At 62.8% G+C, this 16,287-nt stretch carries 13 protein-coding genes; 10 read left to right on the top strand and 3 right to left on the bottom strand.

The genetic code is table 11. The annotated features are described in order from the left end of the window. Positions 1 to 61 precede the first annotated feature (61 nt). The 5 genes from trxB to M0D69_RS02605 all read left to right on the top strand — a co-directional run bounded on the left by trxB (position 62) and on the right by M0D69_RS02605 (position 4,063). Positions 62 to 1,057, top strand: a complete 996-nt coding sequence (gene trxB, locus M0D69_RS02625) for a thioredoxin-disulfide reductase (protein ID WP_301780515.1) — start codon at positions 62 to 64, stop codon at positions 1,055 to 1,057. A 249-nt stretch (positions 1,058 to 1,306) separates the two neighbouring features. Next, on the top strand, positions 1,307 to 2,152 hold the full coding sequence (locus tag M0D69_RS02620; protein WP_301780551.1) for a Smr/MutS family protein: 846 nt from the start codon (positions 1,307 to 1,309) through the stop codon (positions 2,150 to 2,152). A gap of 2 nt (positions 2,153 to 2,154) precedes the next feature. Next, positions 2,155 to 2,775 (top strand): trimeric intracellular cation channel family protein, encoded by a 621-nt coding sequence (locus tag M0D69_RS02615; RefSeq protein ID WP_301780514.1) that lies wholly within the window; start codon positions 2,155 to 2,157, stop codon positions 2,773 to 2,775. 154 nt (positions 2,776 to 2,929) lie between these two features. After that, complete coding sequence (locus M0D69_RS02610; RefSeq protein ID WP_301780513.1) at positions 2,930 to 3,583, top strand: protein-L-isoaspartate O-methyltransferase; 654 nt, start codon at positions 2,930 to 2,932, stop codon at positions 3,581 to 3,583. A gap of 156 nt (positions 3,584 to 3,739) precedes the next feature. Beyond that, positions 3,740 to 4,063 (top strand): rhodanese-like domain-containing protein, encoded by a 324-nt coding sequence (locus M0D69_RS02605; protein WP_047896077.1) that lies wholly within the window; start codon positions 3,740 to 3,742, stop codon positions 4,061 to 4,063. 107 nt (positions 4,064 to 4,170) lie between these two features. Here the strand turns inward: M0D69_RS02605 and M0D69_RS02600 are convergent, their stop codons facing one another. Genes M0D69_RS02600 through hemC form a run of 3 tightly spaced genes read right to left on the bottom strand, consistent with a single transcriptional unit; the run spans position 4,171 to position 8,554 of the window. Beyond that, positions 4,171 to 5,364, bottom strand: a complete 1,194-nt coding sequence (locus M0D69_RS02600; protein ID WP_301780550.1) for a heme biosynthesis protein HemY — start codon at positions 5,362 to 5,364, stop codon at positions 4,171 to 4,173. After that, positions 5,364 to 7,553 carry a fused uroporphyrinogen-III synthase HemD/membrane protein HemX gene (hemDX, locus tag M0D69_RS02595; RefSeq protein ID WP_301780512.1) on the bottom strand — a complete coding sequence of 730 codons (2,190 nt, stop codon included), beginning with the start codon at positions 7,551 to 7,553 and terminating at the stop codon, positions 5,364 to 5,366. Before hemDX ends, M0D69_RS02600 begins: the two co-directional genes overlap by 1 nt. Further along, on the bottom strand, positions 7,553 to 8,554 hold the full coding sequence (gene hemC / locus M0D69_RS02590; protein ID WP_301780511.1) for a hydroxymethylbilane synthase: 1,002 nt from the start codon (positions 8,552 to 8,554) through the stop codon (positions 7,553 to 7,555). Before hemC ends, hemDX begins: the two co-directional genes overlap by 1 nt. 338 nt (positions 8,555 to 8,892) lie before the next feature. Here hemC and ppc point away from each other — a divergent pair, with 338 nt between their 5' ends. The 5 genes from ppc (at position 8,893) to argH (ending at position 16,261) form a co-directional block, all read left to right on the top strand. Then, on the top strand, positions 8,893 to 11,922 hold the full coding sequence (gene ppc, locus M0D69_RS02585; protein ID WP_301780549.1) for a phosphoenolpyruvate carboxylase: 3,030 nt from the start codon (positions 8,893 to 8,895) through the stop codon (positions 11,920 to 11,922). A 232-nt stretch (positions 11,923 to 12,154) separates the two neighbouring features. Beyond that, entirely contained in the window at positions 12,155 to 13,009 is an 855-nt protein-coding gene (locus M0D69_RS02580) for a helix-turn-helix transcriptional regulator (protein WP_301780510.1), read from the top strand. Positions 13,010 to 13,264: 255 nt separating this feature from the next. Further along, on the top strand, positions 13,265 to 13,849 hold the full coding sequence (locus tag M0D69_RS02575; RefSeq protein WP_301780509.1) for a sigma-70 family RNA polymerase sigma factor: 585 nt from the start codon (positions 13,265 to 13,267) through the stop codon (positions 13,847 to 13,849). Next, complete coding sequence (locus M0D69_RS02570; protein WP_301780508.1) at positions 13,849 to 14,631, top strand: anti-sigma factor; 783 nt, start codon at positions 13,849 to 13,851, stop codon at positions 14,629 to 14,631. Before M0D69_RS02575 ends, M0D69_RS02570 begins: the two co-directional genes overlap by 1 nt. Before the next feature lie 223 nt (positions 14,632 to 14,854). Further along, the gene (gene argH / locus M0D69_RS02565; protein ID WP_301780507.1) at positions 14,855 to 16,261 is read left to right on the top strand and encodes an argininosuccinate lyase; all 1,407 of its coding nucleotides are present in this window, start codon (positions 14,855 to 14,857) and stop codon (positions 16,259 to 16,261) included. The last annotated feature ends 26 nt before the right edge of the window (positions 16,262 to 16,287 follow it).

The raw sequence follows: 16,287 nt of genomic DNA, 5'->3' as shown, positions 1-16,287 counted from the left end.
AAGTCGATATGAATCGTTTATTGGATCAACGGTTCGGCCCTAACCACAACGGATTGCTCTCATGTCTTCGCCCAAACACGCAAAAGTGCTGATTCTCGGTTCCGGCCCCGCCGGCTACACCGCCGCTGTCTACGCGGCGCGTGCCAACCTGTCGCCGTTGCTCATCACGGGCCTGGCGCAGGGCGGTCAGTTGATGACCACCACCGACGTCGAAAACTGGCCCGGCGATGCAAGCGGCGTGCAAGGTCCGGAGTTGATGCAGCGTTTGCTCGATCACGCCGAGCGCTTCAACACTGAAGTTGTCTTCGATCACATCCACACCGCCAAGCTGACCGAACGGCCTATCCGCCTGATCGGCGACTCGGGCGAGTACACCTGCGACTCGCTGATCATTGCGACGGGAGCATCGGCGCAATATCTGGGCGTGCCCTCGGAAGAAGCGTTCATGGGCAAGGGCGTGTCCGCCTGCGCGACCTGCGACGGTTTCTTCTACAAGAACGGCGAAGTGGCCGTGATCGGCGGCGGCAATACGGCCGTGGAAGAAGCGCTGTATCTGTCGGGTATCGCGAAGAAGGTGACCGTTGTTCATCGGCGCGACAAGTTCCGTGCCGAGCCGATCCTGATCGACCGCTTGCTCGCGAAGGAAAAGGACGGCCTGGTCGACATCAAGTGGAACCACGTCCTCGATGAAGTCACGGGCGACAATACCGGCGTGACCGGCCTGCGGATCAAATGCACGGAAACTGGCACGACCAGCGATGTCCCGCTGCAAGGCGTGTTCGTTGCAATCGGCCACAAGCCGAATACCGATCTGTTCGTTGGCCAGTTGGAGATGAAGAACGGCTACATCATCACGAACGGCGGCCTGCAAGGCAACGCGACGGGCACGAGCATGCCGGGCGTATTCGCCGCCGGCGACGTCCAGGATCACATCTATCGCCAGGCTGTCACGAGCGCCGGCACGGGCTGTATGGCCGCACTCGATGCGCAGCGTTATCTTGAAAGCATCGACGAAAACCCCGCCGAACGGTCGATGAGCGCCGAAGCGGAACGGTAAGCGGCCGGGGCGGCGGCGCAGCAAGCGGTCAAGATGACGTTCAGCGCCGCCTGGATACGCCTCGATACCCGGGCACAACGAAACGCCGGTCGCGATCCTCTGGATCGGCCGGCGTTTTCCGTTTCGAACGCGCCCGAAGGTGGTTCAAAAGACCGGCCCGCACCGATTTTCCCGTTTCCCATGTTAAAAGGGGTTTCCGAAAGCGGCGTGAACCGTGTTTCGCCGCCGTGCATTTTCTTCTGCCGTGCAATGCCCAAGAACCTGCCCCATCCGAACGAACCCAAGCTCAAACGCCAGCGCGACGCCGCGCCGAGTGCCGTCGCGACCCTGCCAACAACTACTGCGCCGACGGCGGAGGAATTGTCGGCGGCATTGAAACGCGATGGCCTCGCGGGGCTCGGCTCGTTGCGCCAGTCGCTCGAAGCCGAGGCTGCCAAGCGCAAGATACAGCGCGCCGCCGCCGCGATAATCGAGCGCGAAGCCGTCGCGGACGCCGATGTGTTCCGCCGCGCCATCGGCGAGGTAGAACCGCTGAAAGTCCCGCCGCGCGTGACACCCCCGCGCCTGCCGCCGTCGCCGCTGCCGTTGCAGACGCGTCTCGACGAAGAAGCCGTGCTGCACGAAGCACTCTCCGACGAATACGATCCCGAAAGCCTGCTCGATACCGACGACACCCTCTCCTATTGCCGGCACGGCGTGCGCCAGGAAGTGGTGCGCAAGCTCCGGCGCGGCGCGTGGATCGTGCAGGCGCAACTCGATCTGCACGGCATGCGGCGCGAGGAAGCACGCGAGGCGTTATCGGAATTTATCCGCGAATCGGTGAAACGGGGGCTGCGCTGCCTGCGTGTGATCCACGGCAAGGGACTCGGGTCGATCGGACGTGAACCGGTGCTCAAGGGCAAGGTTCGCGCGTGGCTCGTGCAGAAAGAGGAAGTGATCGCGTTCTGTCAGGCGCGGCCGCACGACGGCGGCTCGGGCGCGGTGCTTGTGCTGCTGCAGCCGGGCGGCTCGCCGCAACATCATGGTCATCCGCAGGACCTGGATCTTCGGGTTCGTGGCGAGGACAAGCGGCACGATCAGCGAAAGGGGCCGTAATCGTGCATCCCAGGCTCACGCTGGCCATCTCGATCATGGAGGCATTCGCGATCTTCGCGTATGCCATTTCAGGGCTGATCGAAGCGAGAAAGCGCCGACTGGATGCCGTCGGTGCGTTCCTGGTGGCGCTTGCCACGGCTTTTGGCGGCGGTACGATGCGTGACGTGCTGCTGTCGCGCCGGCCGTTCTACTGGGTCCAGCATCAGGACTACGTGATCGTCATTTTCGTCATGGCGATTTTTGCGCCGATCCTGTTGCGCACGACCACGCGCTTGTTCGACCAGCGCGCGCTGCTGATCGCCGATGCCATCGGGCTCGGCCTGTTCAGCATTTCGGGAACGTCGATCGCACTCGATGCGCAGATGCCCGCGTTCACGGCGGCCATGATGGGCGTGATGACAGGAGTGTTCGGCGGCATCATGCGGGATGTGCTGTGCAACGAGGTGCCGCTGATCCTGCGCGATTCGCGACCGTATGCGGTGTGCGCGTTCGCGGGCTGCTGGCTGTATCTGGGGCTCGACTGGCTCGGGCTGCAAGGGGTGTACAGCGTGTTGATATCGACCGGATTTATTTTGGTCGCGCGGCTCGTCACGCTTAAGCTGGACGTCCGGCTGCCACACTGACTGGCGCTTTGGCGCTTGTGCCGGCGGCCCGGCCCACGGCCGCGAGCGAAAACGCTTGGCTATTTGCTACAATCTCTCCTCGATTTTCGTCTTATTTCCAGCATTTCATTTACGTCAACTTCACCCCAACGGTCGATCGACCCGCAGACTGAACATGAATATCGAGCAAGCGCGTTTCAACATGATCGAACAGCAGATCCGTCCCTGGGATGTGCTGGACCAGGACGTCCTGAACCTGCTGTCGATCGTCAAGCGTGAAAATTTCGTTCCTGCCGCGTATCGCAACATCGCGTTCGCGGATCTCGAAATTCCGCTGCCCGCCGGCCAGCACATGCTGTTTCCGAGAGTCGAGGCGCGGGTGCTGCAGGAACTGGCCGTGAAAAAGCACGAAGTCGTGCTCGAGATCGGCGCCGGCTCGGGTTACATGGCGGCGTTGCTCGCCGCACGCGGGCGTTCGGTCACGAGCGTCGAGATCGAGCCCGAACTCGCGAAGCTGGCCGAAGAGAATTTGGCGGCGAACGGAGTATCGAACGCGCAGGTCGCGCTCGGTGACGGCGCGCTCGGCTGGAAAGACGGCGAACCGTATGACGTAATCTGCGTCTCGGGCGGCCTGCCGGTGATGCCGCAGGAATTCCTCGATCAATTGAAGATCGGCGGCCGGCTGGCGGCGTTTGTCGGCAGCGCGCCGGTCATGAAGGCGCAGATCATCACGCGCGTGGATGACAAGCAATTTCGCGTCGCCGATATTTTCGAAACGCTGATCCCGCCGCTCAAGAACGCCGTGCAGCCGTCGCGCTTCAAGTTCTGACGCGGCACATTGGAAGAGTCGGACTCGTGCCCGCGCTTGCATCTCCGCTTTCGCGGCGAGTCCGAAGCCTCCCGTAGCAAGCTGTGCGTTTGTTTGTGCCGGTAGCATCGGCGGGCCGCACGGCTCGCTGTTGCTTACCACTTTCACCGGAATCCCATGCAAAACCTGTCCGCACCCGAACTGGCCGAATGGCTCGCCGATTCATCGCGTCCCGCCCCTGTCCTGCTCGACGTCCGCGAACCGTGGGAAATCGAAACCGCCAAGCTCGCCAACATTGTCGCCATCCCGATGCGCGACATTCCGGCCCGCAGCGAAGAACTGGACGACGAAGCGCAAATCGTCTGCATCTGCCACCACGGCGCCCGTAGCGCGCAAGTCGGCATGTTCCTCGAATCGCGCGGTTTTTCGCACGTGTTCAACCTGTTCGGCGGTATTGACGCATGGTCGCGTCAAGTCGATCCGGCCGTGCCCACGTACTGATTTGTTCGCTTTCGCATAACGCGGTGGAGCGCCGCGCGATGCAGCAATAAAAAAACCGCGTGCTTCTTTGACAGAAGCCCGCGGTTTTTTTCAAGGCCTGAAAAAAATCAAACCACGTTCATCGCCAGCGCGCTCTCGCGATAATGCAGGCTCGCTTTTTCGCTATCGCCGAGTTGTTCGTGCAGACGAGCCAGCGCCCGATGCGTGCGGATCTTCAAGGGTTCGTTATCGGCGAGCTTCAATGCCGATTCCAGGAAGGCCTGCGCCTTGCCCCACAACTGCTGATGCAGGCACAGCCGCCCAAGCGTGAACAACAGATCCGCGTCTTCCGTGCGTTCGTTCTGCCACGCTTCGGCGCGCTGGATCAACGGCAACGCATCGCCCGGCGACGCGCAATCCGGATAACGCCGCAACAAGCGCGCGTCCCAGTTGTGATTCAGCGCTTCTTCGACAATCTTGCGCGCATCGTTCCTTCTGTCCAGCGCGATCAGCAACTCGGCAGCAAGGTCAGCGAGACGAGGCGATTGCCGTTCGATCGGCGATAACGATTGCCAGAACTCCAGCAACGCGTCCGGGTTATGACGCCGGTCGCGCAGCAGATTTTCCGAGGCGACCTGACGCAACCGCACCGCGACCGCCGGATGCAGCGCCTCGCGCTTCTCCAGCGTCTTGACCAGCTTCAGCACTTCGCCCCAGTTCTTCAACTGCTGCTGCGCGCGCAGCGCGATCTGCTGCGCATGCAAACGCCGCCCGCCCTGCGCCTGCATCTCGGTCAACGCGACCAGCGCGCCATCGGCGTCGCGGCCATCGGCGCGCATGTCGGCGGTCGCCATCAGACGCGCGTCCTGCCAGTCGCCGTCCGTCACCTTCGCGAGCCATTCGTCGCGGCGCGCGTACTCGTTCATCTCATGCGCCGCCTTCGCACCGATCAGGCCTGCCGCACCCGTGTTTTCATCGGCGATAAGGGAATCGCGCGCCGACTTCTCCGCCTTCGAAAAACGGCCGGCGTACAGATGGCCGATGGCATCGCGTAACGCGGCATTCGCCTTCGCGAGCCGCGAGCGCGTGCGATACGCCGACACCCGTTGCGGCATTTTCAGCACGCTGCGAATGGCGCGGAGCACGGTGTAGATCACGATGAACGACACGACCAGCGCCACCACGAACAGATTCAGCGATACATCCACCCGATACGGCGGCATCACGAACAGCACTTGCCCGCCGTCGAAGACACCGACCAGCGCCAGGGCCGCGGCTGCCGCGAACAGCAGCACAAACCAGATGAGTCCACGCATCGTCATCATCCGCCTCGCTTGAACTGGTGGACCGCCGCGAGACTCGCGTTCAGATCGGGCACGGTGACCGCGAGCGATGCCTGATCGACTTGCTGCAGAAGCAAGCGGACCGCCTTGACCTTGCCCGACGATTGATCGAAGTAGCGGCCGAGCGCGGTATCGGCGGCGTGAAGGTCGGATTTGAGCGCGGGTTCACTGCGCGACAGTAACGACAAACGTGCCGACAACAGGCGCAGCTTCACGTTCTCACGCACGAAATAACCTTGATCGGGAGAGGCGAGCATGGCGTCGGCGTTATCGATACGACGCACCGTCACCAGGCTCGACAACTGCTGCCCGATCCCGGTGGCAATCTGTTGCAGCCACACTTTCCACTGCGGCTGATTGGTCGCCGCCGCGATCGACGCTGTGTTGGCGGGAGCATCCGCGTGCGCCGTAGCCGGGGCGATCGGCGCTTCGCCGGCGAGCGGCAGGCTGTCGATCTGATCGATGGCTGTATCGAGCTTGATGGCCAACCCGGTGAGATCGGTGGATGGCGTTGCGCGCAGCTTGTCCATGTCCTGCGCGATGGCTTTACGGATGGTCACGATCTGCGGACCCGTCGTGGCCGCGAGACGCGTGTCGGCGCTTTGCAGCGCGAACAGCGCAAGCTGCACGTTGCCGGTGAGTTGCAACTGCTGGCTGGCGCTCGACAGGATCTGCTCGACTTCAGCAAGCGTCCAGTCGTCACGATTGCTCGCCAGATCCTGATATTGCTGCTGCAGCGCCTGGCTTTGCGCCTGCGCGTCGGTGAGCTTGCCCTGGAACTGGATGATCTGCGTGTTGATGGCAGACACAGAACTGGCGGCCTGATCGGCCTGCGCGCGCAACGCGGCGGTTTGCGTGTCGCTTGCTTGCAGACGTTGCGCGAGTTGCGCGTCGCGTTGATCGAACTTGCGGTTGAGCATGAAACCGCCCACCCCCGCGACCACCACCACGATCAACAACACCAGCCAGAGCAGCGCAGTGCCCGCACCGCCGCCACGCTGTTTCGGCTGCGACTCGTAAGGCGTGAACGGTGTGTTCGGCGGCAACGGCGGAGTTGACGAGGTGGAGTGAGCGGCGGTTTTACTGGAATCGATCGAATCAGTCATGCGTGATTGAGCCGGTTGGTGAGCCGGCGTTGAAGCCGGCCCGGAATCCGTCGGCGCGGACTCCTGGTTGGTTTGACTGGATTGGCTGAACGGCGCTGCCGTCGAGGCCTTGTATCCATGTTCCTGCGCTTTTGCAACCTGCGCTTCCCGTTCTTCTTGTTGCGCTTTCTGTTCGGTTGCCGGGGCGAAGATACTAACGAGCGCCTGCACGATACGCTCGTCGCCGGCTCCGGACACCGTAATCCTATCAAAACCCGCTTGCCGCGCGGCTTCGGCAATACGCGGATGCGGCGTCACGAGCGGCACGTGCCTGAGCCTCAGGGTTTCATCGACGGTGAGATGTTCTCGGGCAAGTTCTTCGAGATTGCGCACACCTTCCGAGCTCGTCAGCAGCCATGCTTGGGGTTCGCCGGCGAGCAATGCGTGGATGCGTTCCCAGTCGCGCATGGACGGTTCCGGCACGATCCGCCGGTATGCCGCCACCTTCTCCACCTTCGCGCCCGCTGCGCTCAACGCGTCCGCCAGCCACTCGCGGCCGCCGTCGCCACGCACGATCAGGACGCGTTTGTCGTTGAGACCATCGGGGCCGAAATGCGCTTCGATAGCCGCATACAGCGCTTCGGAATCGTAACGAGGGTCCGTGGGGGTTTCAGTCACCGTTGCACCCGCCCCCGGGCTGATGATCGTATAGGCCGGCGGCGTTACGCCTTGTCGCGCGAGCGCGGCCACGCTGCCGGGTCCGACCACGCCGATCGAAACCTGCGAAGGCCACGCGGAGCTGAGCGCGGCGAAAGCGTGATCGATGGCATTCGGCGATACGAACACCGCGAGCGCATACCCAAGTTCAGCGGGCGCGTACAACTCGCTGAGCGCGGCGCGCAGCGGCGCGGCATCGGCCACAGGGCCGATATCGATGAGTGGAAACTCGATTGGCTCGAAACCGGCGTGCTCAAGCAAGGCGAGCAACGCGGCCGACTGGCCCGAAGGACGCGTGACGACAACAGCCGGTCGCTGCGTTGGCCGTTCAGCCGATGAATGGGCAGATCCTTGAGCGCTCGCCATCAGTCAGCAGGCGATGCAGCGGGAGGAAGATGCGCGCCGCTCGCGGTGCTCAACGCACGGACGATGTCCATCGCGCCCTGCGCTTCGAGTTCGGCCGACACGCGGCTGCCGAGATCGAGTGCAGCCTGTAGGTCGGCAGCCTTGGCCGAGCCTTCGGCGCGCAAGACCCGCGTGCCGTCGACAGTCGATACGCAGCCGCGCAGATGCAGCACGCCGTCGCGCCAGTCGGCATACGCGGCGAGCGGCACTTCGCAACTGCCGCCGAGCGAGCGCGACACCATCCGTTCGGCTTCGACTGCCGCCGCCGTTGCTTCATGATGCAAAGGCGAGAGCCACGCGGCGAGATCTTCACGGCCAGCGCGAATTTCGATACCCAGCGCGCCCTGCCCTGCGGCGGGCAAACTGGTTTCAGCCGGCAAGCTCGCACGAATCCGTGATTCAAGGCCGAGCCGCTTCAATCCGGCAGCGGCAAGAATGATCGCGGCGTAATCGCCGCGATCGAGCTTGCCGAGCCGGGTATCGAGATTGCCGCGCAACGGGCGCACGTCGAGATGAGGGAAATGCATGCGCAACATGGCTTCGCGACGCAGGCTGGAAGTCCCCACAATGCTGCCTTCAGGCAATTCCGCGAGCGACGCATAGTGCGGCGAGACGAAGGCGTCGAGGGGATCTTCGCGTTCGAGGATCGTGCTCAGGGTGAAGCCGTTGGGCAATTCCATGGGCACGTCTTTCAGCGAATGCACGGCGAGATCGGCGCGGCCGTCGGCGAGTGCGGCTTCCAGCTCCTTCACGAACAGGCCCTTGCCGCCGACCTTCGATAAGGTCCGGTCGAGAATCTGATCGCCGCGTGTCGTCATTCCGAGGATTTTGACGTCGCAAGATGGATATAATTTGTGCAGCGCAAACCGCACGTGCTCGGCCTGCCACATGGCTAGACGGCTTTCCCGCGAGGCAATAACCAGACTTTCGGGCGGTGGCGTGGAAGGCGTCTCGGAGTTCATTGCAGGTCAATCGAATGACGGGATGGATAACAAACAATGGTAGCACGCACGCCATTGCCCATTTACAGTCGGACCCCGCGCCCAAGCGCCGCGGCACGGGCTTCGAGCGATGCGGCAGGACGGAGACAGCAAGGTTTTGCCGCATCGCGCGGCGTCGCCGGGGCACGCATTTTATTGTGCGGCCGCGGTCAGGCGCCTTCGCATCCCCGGTTTCATCCGTAACGCAGTAATGCAGCATGGCAAAGCAGTCGAACGTCGCACTGGCCGGCGGTGTCGCGCCGGTCTCCGGTGTCCGGCCGCCTCCGTATCCTGTCTCTGGCTTTCAAGAGGAATTCAACGTGACGTCTCCCGGATCGGCGCGCAACGCCCGCCCCCGCCGCAACGCTGTATCGAAGGATGCTTCTTCCACCGCGCCCGTTACGGCGTCCGCCGCCATCAGCCGCGCGGCAACTGTCGCCAAGGCGTCCAAAACCACCGGGACGGCCAAACGCGTGGCGAACGGACGTGCTGCGGCCACTCCCGCGCCCGACGAAACCAGGAAGAACGGCAAGCCGGCCAAAGCCTCGTCGCGCACGCGCGACGACAAGGACCTGCCGCTCTTCGAAGACATCCGCTATCTCGGCCGTTTGCTCGGCGACGTCGTGCGCGAGCAGGAAGGCGACAAAGTGTTCGATGTCGTCGAAACGATTCGTCAGACGGCAGTGAAATTTCGCCGCGAGGAAGACAACGAGGCGTCGCAGACGCTGGAAAAGCGCCTGAAATCGCTCTCGCCCGAGCAGACGGTGAGCGTCGTGCGCGCGTTCAGCTATTTCTCGCATCTGGCGAATATCGCGGAAGACCGGCATCACAACCGGCGCCGCAGGATCCACGCGCTGGCCGGTTCGGCCCCGCAGCCCGGCACGATGGCCTATGCCATCGAGCGCCTGAAGGCGAGCCCGAATGCGGCGTCGGCGAAAGCCACGCTGCAAAAGTTCTTCGATGACGCGCTCATCGTTCCGGTGCTCACCGCCCACCCGACCGAAGTCTCGCGCAAGAGCATTCTGGATGCGCAGCACGAAGTCGCCCGGCTTCTTGCCGAGCGCGATCAGGAATTGACCGCGCGCGAACGGGCGCACAACGAGGCGATGCTGCGCTCGCGCGTCACGTCGCTGTGGCAAACGCGGATGCTGCGCGATGCCCGCCTGACCGTCGCCGACGAAATCGAAAACGCGCTGTCGTATTACCACGCGACGTTTCTCGAAGAGATCCCCGCGCTTTACGCCGATATCGAAGGCGCACTGGCCGAGCACGGCCTGCCCGCGCGCCTGCCGCCGTTCCTGCAGATGGGTAGCTGGATCGGCGGGGATCGTGACGGCAATCCGAATGTCACCGCGCCCACGCTGGTGCACGCCATCACGCGCCAGGCCACGGTGATCTTCGAACACTATCTCGATCAGGTGCATAGGCTGGGCGCGGAATTGTCCGTGTCGCATTTGCTGGCCGGCGCGAGTGATGCGCTGAAGAAACTCGCCGATGCTTCGCCGGATTCGTCGCCGCATCGTATCGATGAGCCTTATCGGCGGGCGTTGATCGGCGTGTATGCGCGGCTGGTGGCCAGTGCCGACGAACGGCTCGGACACGGCGTGGTCGCCGCGCGCAGCCGTCATCCGGCGAAACCGTATGCATCGGCGGCCGAATTTGCCGGCGATCTGAACGTGCTGATCGACTCGCTGGCGACGCATCATGGCGAATATTTGTCGGCGCCGCGGCTCTCGCCGCTCGCGCGCGCGGCCGAGGTGTTTGGCTTCCATCTGGCGAGCATCGACTTGCGTCAAAGCTCGGATATTCACGAAGCGGTGATCGCGGAACTGCTCGCGCGGGCGGGCGTCCAGGACGATTACGCGGCGCTGCCGGAAGCCGATAAGGTCGCGTTGCTGCTGAACGAACTGGCGCAGCCGCGACCGCTACGCCTGCCCTATTTCGAATACTCCGATCTCGCCAAGAGTGAACTCGGCGTGCTGGAAACGGCGCGCGTGACGCGTGAGAAATTTGGTACGCGCGCGGTGCGCAACTACATCATCTCGCACACGGAAACGGTCAGCGATTTGCTGGAAGTGATGTTGCTGCAGAAGGAAACGGGCCTGCTGCATGGCCGCCTGGGACACACAAAAGATCCCGCGCACGATGGCCTGATGGTGATTCCGCTGTTCGAAACCATCGCCGACTTGCGCAATGCGCCGCACATCATGGGCGACTTTTTTGCGCTGCCGGGCGTGGACAAGCTGGTCGAACTGCAAGGCGGCGAGCAGGAAGTCATGCTCGGTTACTCCGATAGCAACAAGGACGGTGGTTTCCTCACATCGAACTGGGAGTTGTATCGCGCGGAACTGGCGCTGGTCGCTTTGTTCAAGCGGCACAAGACCACGCTGCGGCTATTTCATGGCCGCGGAGGCACGGTCGGCCGCGGGGGTGGTCCGACCTATCAGGCGATTCTTTCGCAGCCGCCGGGTACCGTCGATGGCCAGATCCGCACGACCGAGCAAGGCGAAGTGATCGCGAGCAAGTTCGGCAACGCGGAGATCGGGCGGCGCAATCTCGAGCTCGTGGTTGCTGCAACGCTCGAAGCATCGCTTTTGCCGCACGAGAACACGCCGCCGCAACTGCCGTTATTCGAAGCCACCATGCAGACGCTGTCGGATTCGGCGATGGCCGCGTATCGCGCGCTGGTTTATGAGACGCCCGGCTTCAAGGAGTATTTCTTCGAATCGACGCCGATCTCGGAGATCGCGGAATTGAACATCGGCAGCCGGCCGGCATCGCGGAAACTGCAGGATCCGAAGCAACGCAAGATCGAGGATTTGCGAGCCATTCCGTGGGGATTCTCGTGGGGCCAATGCCGCCTGCTTCTCACCGGCTGGTATGGCTTCGGCAGCGCGGTAACCGAGTTCCTCGACAGCTCTCCCGACGCCGCCGAGCGCACCCGCCGTCTCGCCACACTCAAGAAGATGCACAAGACCTGGCCGTTCTTCGCGAATCTGCTGTCGAACATGGACATGGTGCTGGCGAAGACGGACATTGCGGTAGCGTCGCGTTACGCGCAACTCGTCACCGATAAAAAACTCCGCAAGCATGTGTTCGGCCGGATTGTGGCGGAATGGGAGCGTACATCGAGCGTGTTGTCGGAGATCACGGGGAACAACGAGCGGCTCGCAAATAACCCGCTGCTCGCGCGGTCGATTAAAAACCGCTTTCCATATCTCGATCCGCTGAATCACTTGCAGGTGGAGTTGCTGAAACGCCATCGTGCGGGAGATGACAACGTGCGGCTGGGACGTGGGATTCATCTGACCATCAACGGGATTGCGGCGGGGTTGCGCAATACGGGGTGATCCACTCTTGGCAGCGTGATCGCTTCAATGAAAAGCCGGCTTGTGCAGCCGGCTTTTTCTTATTCCGCCTCGATAGGCCGGGACCTTATCGCGACGTTTCACCGATTGTTTTGTCTCGCCGGCGGCAACGTTACAATAAGTGCCCTCTTGTACCGGTACAAGTTGCGCGGTTATTCTGGTATCTAAACTACCTGAGCCGCTGCCGGACTTTCCAAAGCGCGTATTGAGCCTCATGCCCTTGTCACCCACCACACCTGCCGCCGGCAAAATCGATTCCGCGCCGCCCCTCGACGCCACGCCGGCACGTGCGCTCGGCGACTTCATTCGCGCTCATCGAGAAAGACTGTCACCAATGGCCGTCGGCCTGCCGCCTGGCCCGCGCCGCCGCACACCGGGCCTGCGGCGCGAAGAAGTCGCCCAATTGTGCGGCGTCAGTCCGACCTGGTACACGTGGATAGAACAAGGACGGCCGGTGTCCGCTTCCGCCGACGCGCTCGCGCGCATCGCGGTGGCGTTGCAGCTATCGCGGGCCGAGCGGGCTTATCTGTTCGAACTTGCCGCCCAGCGCGATCCCGCCGAACCCGATCCGGCGGCGCAGGACGCGCCGGCAGCGCTGCTGAAATCGGTGGAATTGATCGATGCGCCCGCCTACGTTCTCGACCGCCAGTGGAACGCGTTGCGCTGGAACGCACAAGCATCGGCGTTGTTCGCCGGCTGGCTGGATGGTGCTCAGGACCGCAATCTGCTTAACTTCACATTCACAGCGCCAGGAGCGCAGAGCTTGATCGTGGATTGGGAGACGCGCGCACGACGGCTGGTGGCCGAGTTTCGGGCCGATTCAATCCGTCATCTGAACGATGCCCCCACGCGAGCGCTGATCGATTCGCTCAGTGCCGCCAGCGATGCATTCGCACGTTTTTGGGCATCGCAGGACGTCGGCGAACGGGAAGGCGGTGCGCGGGAATTCAATCATCCGACGCGCGGGCGCCTGGTGTTCGACCAGATCACGTTCAAGCCGGCGCATCGGGAAGATTTGAAACTGGTGATCCTGGTAGGCGCCGACGCGGCGGGACTTCCCAGTCGGTAGCCGATAGTCGATAGCCCCAAAAAAAAGCCCGGCTTATCAGGTCGGGCAAAACCGCATCTCCCCGGCCGCGCCGGAGGAGAACGGGGACACATGGTGAGCCGTGCGTGCCGCGCCGATTGTTTCGCACGCCGCGGGGCTCGCATCCGTTGGTACGCAGGCTGAAGCGAAACGGATGCATCCGGATGCAAAAAAACCGATGCGGTTCGAAATGATTATTTCTGTAAGATCAATCGCGCCGCCCACCCGACCGGTCCCATGACGACAACCCTTCCCCACGACCCGACTCCCGACACCCTCGTGCAATTGCTCGATCGCGTCGCCAGCGAAGATGCCGCCGCATTGCGCGCGCTCTACGATTTAACTTCGTCGAAACTGTTTGGCCTGGCGCTTCGTATATTGGTGAAGCGGGAGTGGGCTGAAGAGGTGTTGCAGGATGCGTTCGTCAATATCTGGCGATACGCGGGCGACTACAAAGCCGGCCTGTCCGCGCCGATGACCTGGATGGCGGCGATTGTCCGCAACCGGGCCCTCGATTATTTGCGGCGGCAAAAGGCCAACGGGGCAAGCGCCGAAACAGAATGGAGCGACGCGTTGGACGATACCTTGCCGGCAAACGAGGCAGATCCCTCCGAGCAGACGTTGATGAGCCAGGAAGCACGGCAACTCGCCATCTGCATGGAGCGGCTCGAGGCCAATCAGCGACAGGCCGTGGCGCTGGCCTACCTGCGCGATCAGAGCCACAGCGAAGTGGCCGATGTCCTGAAAGTACCGCTCGGCACCGTGAAGTCGTGGATTCGGCGCGGCCTCGAAAAACTTAAAACGTGCCTGGGAGGTCTGTGATGGATTTGCATCGACACGCAGGCCTCGTCGATCAACTCGCCGCCGAATATACGCTCGGCGTCTTGCGTGGCGGTTCTCGAAGGCGGTTTGAGAGTATCTCGCAGCGCGATCCGGCGATTCGTCTCGCGGTGGAGAGCTGGCGCTTGCGGCTGACGGCCATGTCCGAACTCGGGCCCGCGGTCGCGCCGCCGCCTGATGTTTGGCCGGCTATCGAGCGGCGCTTGAATCTGGTGAACGCGCGGCGCGATGCGGCGGCGGGGCCGGTTCCGTCTGCTGCCCCGGTTACCCGGTCGAAGCCGAGCTGGTTCGAAAATCTGTCGTTCTGGCGCGGCTGGTCGATCGCGGCCACCGCCATTGCGGCTATTGCGCTGGTCGTGTCCATTCGCGAGCTTTCGACGGTAGCTCCTGTGCCGGCTCCCGTGCCCGCGCCACAAGTCGCGCAGGAACCGCGGATCGGTTATGTGGCTACGCTTGCCGATGACAAATCGAACGCAAGGATGCTCGTGACGTGGGACGACCTGACTTCCGAAGTCACCGTGCGGCGCTTGAGCGGTTCGTCAGATCCCTCCGATAAATCCATGCAGCTCTGGGGTCTGCCCAAGGAAGGGCATCCGGTTTCACTGGGCGTGCTGCCAGTCGGGGGAACCGCACGGTTCAAAGCGGCTTTTGTGAATACGTATCCGGTGTTGGCGGTTTCCGTGGAGCCCGTCGGCGGGTCGCCGAATCCGAATGGGCCAACCGGCCCGGTCGTCTATACGGGTAAGGTGATTCCGGCAGCCTGATAGTGTTGATCCAGGGCTGAGAGGGGCGTCGTGAGGCGTCCCTTTCCTTTTGTGCCTGGCGCTTATGTCTTGTTCAGATTGGGGTGGACTGGGCCGCTTCCCGCCTGCGGATGGCTACGCGTTTGTCATTGCCTGTAAAATCGCCAATTCCGCGGGGTTTTATCCGGATTGCGCTACGCCCGGCCGCCTGCCATCGACTTTCCGTCCTCTTACGAACATCACTATGACGTCCCAACTGCACAAAAAAGGCGAAGCCTGGTCGGCTCGCTTCAACGAACCAATGTCCGATCTGGTCAAGCGCTACACGTCATCGGTGTTCTTCGACAAGCGCCTCGCACTCGTCGATATCGAGGGATCGCTCGCCCACGCAGCCATGCTGGCCGCGCAAAAAATTATCGGCGATGCGGATTTTCAGGCCATCCAGCAAGGCATGACGCAGATTCGCGGCGAAATCGAGCGCGGCGAATTCGAGTGGAAACTCGACCTGGAAGACGTGCACCTGAACATTGAAGCGCGGCTGACGGCGCTCATTGGCGATGCCGGCAAACGCCTGCATACCGGCCGCTCGCGCAACGATCAGGTCGCCACCGATATCCGCCTGTGGCTGCGTGGCGAGATCGATCGCATCGGTGAATTGCTGGTCGCGTTGCGCCGCGCGCTGATCGATATTGCCGAGCAAAATGCCGAAACCATCATGCCCGGCTTCACGCATCTGCAAGTTGCGCAGCCCGTGACGTTCGGTCATCACCTGCTCGCTTACGTCGAAATGTTCAGCCGCGACAGCGAACGCATGCTCGATTGCCGCAAACGCGTGAATCGCCTGCCGCTTGGAGCCGCAGCGCTCGCCGGTACGAGCTATCCGATCGATCGTCACGCCGTGGCCAAGACGCTCGGCTTCGACGGCATCTGCGCCAATTCGCTCGATGCCGTGTCGGATCGCGATTTCGCCATCGAATTCACGGCGGCTGCCGCGCTGATCATGACGCACGTGTCGCGGTTCTCGGAAGAGCTCGTGCTGTGGATGAGCCCGCGCGTTGGGTTTATCGATCTGGCTGACCGCTTCTGCACCGGCTCGTCGATCATGCCGCAGAAGAAGAACCCCGACGTGCCCGAACTGGCGCGCGGCAAGACCGGGCGCGTGAACGGGCATCTGATTGCTTTGCTGACGCTGATGAAGGGCCAGCCGCTCGCGTACAACAAGGACAATCAGGAAGACAAGGAACCGCTGTTCGATACCGTCGATACGGTCTCCGATACCCTGCGCATCTTCGCTGAAATGGCCGCCGGCATCACGGTGAAGCCTGAGGCCATGCGCGCAGCCGCGTTGCAGGGTTTTTCGACTGCAACCGATCTCGCCGATTATCTGGTGAAGCGCGGCCTGCCTTTCCGCGATGCACATGAAGCGGTGGCGCTCGCGGTGCGGATCTGCGTGGACCGCGGCTGCGACCTGGCGGATCTGACACTCGACGAAATGCGCTCGGAATTGCCGAACGTGGCTCATTTGATCGGTGACGATGTGTTCGAGTACCTCACGCTGGAAGGCTCGGTCGCCAGCCGGAACCACGCCGGCGGGACGGCGCCGGAGCAGGTTCGGGCGGCGGCAAAGGCTGCTCGGGCGGCGTTGGGGTAAGCGGGCGATCGGCTTGGTCCGGTGCG

This window comes from Caballeronia sp. SEWSISQ10-4 2, from assembly GCF_030464885.1.
In the GTDB taxonomy this organism is placed as follows: domain Bacteria; phylum Pseudomonadota; class Gammaproteobacteria; order Burkholderiales; family Burkholderiaceae; genus Caballeronia.
This window is presented reverse-complemented; position numbering and strand designations above follow the sequence as displayed.

Excerpts from the sequence above, each read along its gene's own strand:
- trxB (WP_301780515.1), top strand. The coding sequence starts at position 62 with ATGTCTTCGCCCAAACACGCAAAAGTGCTGATTCTCGGTTCCGGCCCC.
- M0D69_RS02620 (WP_301780551.1), top strand. The coding sequence starts at position 1,307 with ATGCCCAAGAACCTGCCCCATCCGAACGAACCCAAGCTCAAACGCCAG.
- M0D69_RS02610 (WP_301780513.1), top strand. The coding sequence starts at position 2,930 with ATGAATATCGAGCAAGCGCGTTTCAACATGATCGAACAGCAGATCCGT.
- M0D69_RS02605 (WP_047896077.1), top strand. The coding sequence starts at position 3,740 with ATGCAAAACCTGTCCGCACCCGAACTGGCCGAATGGCTCGCCGATTCA.
- M0D69_RS02600 (WP_301780550.1), bottom strand. The coding sequence starts at position 5,364 with ATGACGATGCGTGGACTCATCTGGTTTGTGCTGCTGTTCGCGGCAGCC.
- hemDX (WP_301780512.1), bottom strand. The coding sequence starts at position 7,553 with ATGGCGAGCGCTCAAGGATCTGCCCATTCATCGGCTGAACGGCCAACG.
- hemC (WP_301780511.1), bottom strand. The coding sequence starts at position 8,554 with ATGAACTCCGAGACGCCTTCCACGCCACCGCCCGAAAGTCTGGTTATT.
- M0D69_RS02580 (WP_301780510.1), top strand. The coding sequence starts at position 12,155 with ATGCCCTTGTCACCCACCACACCTGCCGCCGGCAAAATCGATTCCGCG.
- M0D69_RS02575 (WP_301780509.1), top strand. The coding sequence starts at position 13,265 with ATGACGACAACCCTTCCCCACGACCCGACTCCCGACACCCTCGTGCAA.
- M0D69_RS02570 (WP_301780508.1), top strand. The coding sequence starts at position 13,849 with ATGGATTTGCATCGACACGCAGGCCTCGTCGATCAACTCGCCGCCGAA.
- argH (WP_301780507.1), top strand. The coding sequence starts at position 14,855 with ATGACGTCCCAACTGCACAAAAAAGGCGAAGCCTGGTCGGCTCGCTTC.